This window comes from Microbacterium sp. ISL-103 (assembly GCF_018613995.1).
Taxonomy (GTDB): Bacteria; Actinomycetota; Actinomycetes; order Actinomycetales; family Microbacteriaceae; genus Microbacterium.
Window position 1 is genome coordinate 1 of sequence record NZ_JAGGPD010000291.1, and the last position, 4,772, is coordinate 4,772.

The window sequence follows — 4,772 nt, forward strand, 5'->3', positions numbered from 1 at the left end:
ACGACACCCGCACGTCGCTCTGGCATCACTGTTCGCATCGTCTGATCGTAGCGAGTGCCAGTCCCTCGATCGACGCAAGCTCGGCCTGTAGACCTAGATGAACGCGCGCATCCATGCCCGTCACCCTGACTCGACCGTTCGCTCGTGAGCCTCGACCAGACGCCGGCCGTACCACCAGAGCAATATGTATCCGAGCGTCTGCGACACGCTGATAGCCCAGGTAGCTTCGACGAGCGAGAATCCGTAGATCCCGACGGCCGCCCACGCGAGCAGGAGCAGGACAACCCTGATGGCGTCGATCAGCGCCGTGGCTCGTGACTGGTAGATCGTGTACACCTGGCTGAGCGGAGAACCGATGAGCGCGGCGGCCGCAGCCAGTGCCATGGCCTGAGCGATCGGCACGGTGCGCGACCATCCGTCGCCGAGAACGAATGGGAGCAGCGGCGCCAGCGCGATGATGGCAATGCCCACGACCACAGCCGTCATCCCGAGCCGGATGGTCGTCTGCCGGTAGATCCGCCGAGCGCCTGAACGCCGCTCTCGCAGCAGCTCGGCAAGTTCGGCGCCAACCACCTGCGCGACCGACGCGCCGAGCAGGGTGGCGGGGACGGTGATGAGTCGCTGCGCCATGCCGAACTCGCCCGCCGCGATCTCTCCAAAGCCCGCGGCGATGAGAAGCAACGGGAGGTTCGTTCCGATCGAATTGATCAACGCGGCGCCGGCCAAAGCGGTGGGAAGTCGGATGTACTCCCGAATGGTCTCCCGATACGAACCGGAAGCCGGTCTACTCAGGAGCGGGCGGCTGACGCGCAGCAACGGCACGAATCCGAGGAGACGTCCCGCGAGGAACCCCGCGGTGAGACCGATCTGAGTCACTCCCAGCAACCCGAGGCCCAGCTGGGACCCTGCCGTTCCTGCAGATTGGAACACTGCACGGCTGGCGACCACTCCGTAGACACGTCTTCGCAGCGCGGCCTGCGTGAGCACCGTGAAGACAGAGGTGGCGAAGACCAATGCTCCACCCCACAGCGGAGCGTACGGGACGAGGGACCAGCTCCTCCCCATCGGAGTGGAAGAGATCAGCCAGATGACCAGCCCGGCCATCACCGACGAGGCGAGAGAACTGCCCAGCGCAAGCCGAACGAGGCGTCGCGCCTGGTCTTCCTCCTTGGGAAGCATCACGCCGACGTCGAACTTGAGCGCCGCGACAGGACCCAGGACCGAAGTCGCCGCGACCAGGGCACTGAAGGCACCGAAGGCGGCAGGTCCGTAGATCCGCGCCAGAAAAGGAGTGGCGAGGATGAGGATGAGCTGCCCGAAGGCGGCGCCGCTCACCAGGGCGACAAGTCCCCGCCCCACTCGGCCTCGCATGACTCTCCTTCGGTTCGCGCCGCCGGATGCGGTATCTGCGCCTCGGCTAGCATATGAGGCGCTCGCAACTCGAACCGTCACGATGACTCATCGTCACGCCAATAAAGGACTCGTCACTCATCGACATCGAACCGTCCGCAGCTCTGGGACTCAATCTGCACGTGTATCCCTCGACACTCGTCGGTGCGAGTCGAGTAATGAAGCTTGCACGCAGCATCCAGAACGGCATCGGGTTCTCCGCGACGCACGCCGTAGGGATCCAGACGGGCGACCTTCCCCGATCCGAAGAGGTGGCAAAGGACACGCGGATCGAGCGCGTCCTGGGCAGTGGCATCACCGGCAATATCGGTCGTGTCTTGAAGGTGCTCCTCTGGCAACCCCGCGTGTATCGCGCCTACCGCGCCCGGAGCGTCTCAGTCGTCGCAGCTCACAATGTCTGGGTGCTCCCCTTGTGTTACCGGATTGCACGGCGCACGGGAGCGGCCTTCGTGTACAACCCGCACGAGCTCGAGACTGAGACCGTCGCGATGTCAGGAATCAAGCAGCGACTGGCCCGTCTCATCGAGCGACGGCACATTCACAAGGTCGATCTGTGCTGTACCGTCAACGAATCCATCTCTGATTGGTACGCCGAGCGTTATGGGATTGCAAGACCGACCGCTGTCACAAACGTGCCCGTCGACGCACCCCGGTCTCGCGCACATCTGAGGCAGGAGCTCGGCGTCACGGATGAGGAGATGCTTTTCGCTCACACCGGCCATCTGACTGACGGACGGAGCATCCCGCTCATCTTGGACGCTTTCGCCCAGCTGCCGACCCGTCACGTGGTATTCATCGGCGACGGCCCCCTGGGCGACGAGGTTCGACAGGCGGCGGAGCGTTTCCCCAATATTCATTGGCGAGAGCCTGTCGACCCTGATTCGGTCGTGAGCTTCGTCCGAGAAGCCGACGCTGCGCTCTGCCTCATCGAAGGATCACATCTCTCGCTCCAACTCTCCACACCGAACAAGCTTTTCGAGTCGCTGGCCTCGGCGACGCCTGTGGTGGCGTCTGATCTCGTCGAGATCAGACGTGTGCTCGGGGAGGCTGGGCGGCGCTGGATCGTCGAGGACCCGCACACTCTTCGAGCCTTCATCGATTCGATCACCAGGGATGATGTCAAGGAGTTTGCGACCTCGTGGGCGGGCATCGGTACGTGGGATGCACAGGTCGCCCCTTTGGTTGAGGGCTACCGACGACTCGTCAGCAGCCGCTCGGAGCAGCCTCGCTCCCGCTGACCAGATAGCCGACGCTAAGCTGGAGCCAACTTTTCTCGGCACGCGGATCCGGATCAATCCACCTGCGCAGACCTGCCTTGAGATTCGACTACACGGTAAGCAACTGCGGGGGATTTTCGACGTGTGCGGTATTTTCGGGGCGGTCGTGCCCGCTGGATTGGATGATAGGTCTGCGAAGACCCTGATCTCGCACGCGCAGCAGCGCGGTCGAGACTCGAGCGGTTTGATCGCGCTGCAAAGCCGTCGCTACGTGGTCGCACGTGGGGACGAACCGATCGGCAAGCTTCTCCGACGTCATCCGATCGCTTCGGCGCCGGCGTTCTTCGGACACAGCAGGCTGATCACGAACGGCACCGAAGACAACCAACCGGTCGCCCGCGACGAACTGCTCGTTCTTCACAACGGAATCATCGTCAATCACGACGAGCTCTGGGAAGAGTCGGACGCGACCCGTGAACTCGAGATCGACACGGAGATCATCCCCGCGCTGATCCACGAGGAGATCGACGCCGGCGCTACCCTGCAGGACGCGGCAGCTAGCGTGCTGCGGCGCGCGCGCGGCATCGTCGCATGCGCAGTGCTCGCGCCTGCCTCCGGCAAGCTGGTGCTTTTCTCGAACAATGGCAGCCTCTATACCGGGGAGAAGAACGGCGGAGTGGTGTTCTCTTCGGAGGAGTATCCGCTCGAGGCGATCGGCTGCTCGAACATCGCCCAGGTTCGCGATCCGATCGTCATCGACGTTCCCGTCGACGACCAGCCGATCAATGTTCAGGACTATCGCAGTCGGACAGTCGACCTGGTGCCCTCGCTCGGCCTTACCCACCACGAAGAAAGCCTGCTCGAGTAAGAGCAGCCCGAACTTATCCGCTGTACTCGGTGCATCCTGCCGTCGACGATGCCTTTCATCGCCTTCGACGATGCAGGCGTGTGCAACTACTGCCACTCGTACCGGACACGGAACCACCCGCGACCCCGCGAAGAGCTGCTCGAACTCATCGAGCCGTATCGCCGTGCGCGCGGAAGCGAAGTGATCGTGCCCTTCTCGGGAGGGCGAGACAGCTGCTTCGCCTTGCATCTCGTCGTGAAGGAACTCGGACTCCGCCCGATCACCTACACCTACGACTGGGGGATGGTCACTGACCTCGGGCGGCGCAACATCAGTCGCATGTCATCGGAGCTCGGTGTGGAGAACATCATCGTCGCAGCCGACATCACGAAGAAGCGCGACAACATCCGACGCAATCTGCAGGCATGGTTGCGCTCGCCCAATCTCGGCATGCTCAGCGTTCTGACCGCCGGCGACAAGCACTTCTTCCGTCACATCGAGACGGTGAAGAAGCAGACGAACATCTCACTCAATCTGTGGGGAATCAATCCGCTCGAGGTCACACACTTCAAGTCCGGGTTCCTCGGTGTGCCACCGGACTTCGCCGAGCAGCGGGTCTACAGCCACGGCGCGCTGAAGCAGCTCCGCTATCAGTCGCTTCGATTCCGGGCGATGTTGAAGAGCCCGGGTTACTTCAACAGGTCGATCGGCGACACTCTTGCCGGAGAGTACTATCGCAGCTTCCACAAGAAGTCGGACTACTTCCACGTCTTCGACTACTGGAGGTGGGACGAGGATGAGATCGACTCGACTCTCCTCAATGACTACGAGTGGGAGAAGGCGACTGATACTCCGACAACGTGGCGAATCGGCGATGGAACGGCGGCTTTCTACAACTACGCGAACTATACGATCGCGGGATTCACCGAGCACGATACTTTCCGGAGCAATCAGATTCGCGAGGGCGAGCTCACTCGCGAGCAGGCGCTCGCGCTCGTAGCCGAGGAAAATCGACCCCGCTATCCGAACATGCGGTGGTACCTGGATACGCTCGGAATGGACTTCAAATCTGTCGTGCAGACGGTGAACTCGACGGAGCGCCTCTATGAGCGCTGATCAGGGTCGCCGCCTCTCGGTCTGGTACATCTCGAAGTACCTCGCCCCTCCAGGGGAGTCGACTGTCGGCAACCGCGGCTACCACATCATGAGGGAGCTCGCGGCGCGAGGCAATGATGTCTCCATCATCACCTCCACCTCGAACCACCTCGCAGTCACCCCCGATCCCTCGACTCCGCATC

The 4,772-nt window shown here is 62.5% G+C and carries 5 protein-coding genes; 4 read left to right on the forward strand and 1 reads right to left on the reverse strand.

Annotated features, from left to right (window positions below; all coding sequences use genetic code 11):
* Nucleotides 1-120: 120 nt before the first annotated feature.
* A complete protein-coding gene (locus tag J7E68_RS11405) occupies nt 121-1,371 on the reverse strand; it encodes an oligosaccharide flippase family protein (RefSeq protein WP_215172675.1) in 1,251 nt (416 codons plus the stop codon).
* A gap of 197 nt (nt 1,372-1,568) precedes the next feature.
* On the opposite strand from J7E68_RS11405, the gene J7E68_RS11410 reads away from it, so the two are divergent.
* The 4 genes from J7E68_RS11410 to J7E68_RS11425 all read left to right on the forward strand — a co-directional run.
* Nucleotides 1,569-2,648 (forward strand): glycosyltransferase, encoded by a 1,080-nt coding sequence (locus J7E68_RS11410; protein ID WP_215172677.1) that lies wholly within the window; start codon nt 1,569-1,571, stop codon nt 2,646-2,648.
* A 121-nt stretch (nt 2,649-2,769) separates the two neighbouring features.
* Nucleotides 2,770-3,495: a hypothetical protein gene (locus tag J7E68_RS11415; RefSeq protein WP_215172679.1), complete on the forward strand. Its 726-nt coding sequence runs from the start codon at nt 2,770-2,772 to the stop codon at nt 3,493-3,495.
* 48 nt (nt 3,496-3,543) lie between these two features.
* On the forward strand, nt 3,544-4,590 hold the full coding sequence (locus J7E68_RS11420) for a hypothetical protein (protein WP_215172681.1): 1,047 nt from the start codon (nt 3,544-3,546) through the stop codon (nt 4,588-4,590).
* Nucleotides 4,580-4,772, forward strand: a 193-nt coding sequence (locus J7E68_RS11425; RefSeq protein WP_215172682.1) for a hypothetical protein, incomplete at its 3' end; no start/stop codon positions are given. The genes J7E68_RS11420 and J7E68_RS11425, both read left to right, overlap by 11 nt.

Bases quoted from the DNA above. Each gene is read 5' to 3' on its own strand.
- J7E68_RS11405 (WP_215172675.1), bottom strand. From the start codon at position 1,371: ATGCGAGGCCGAGTGGGGCGGGGACTTGTCGCCCTGGTGAGCGGCGCC.
- J7E68_RS11410 (WP_215172677.1), top strand. From the start codon at position 1,569: ATGAAGCTTGCACGCAGCATCCAGAACGGCATCGGGTTCTCCGCGACG.
- J7E68_RS11420 (WP_215172681.1), top strand. From the start codon at position 3,544: ATGCCTTTCATCGCCTTCGACGATGCAGGCGTGTGCAACTACTGCCAC.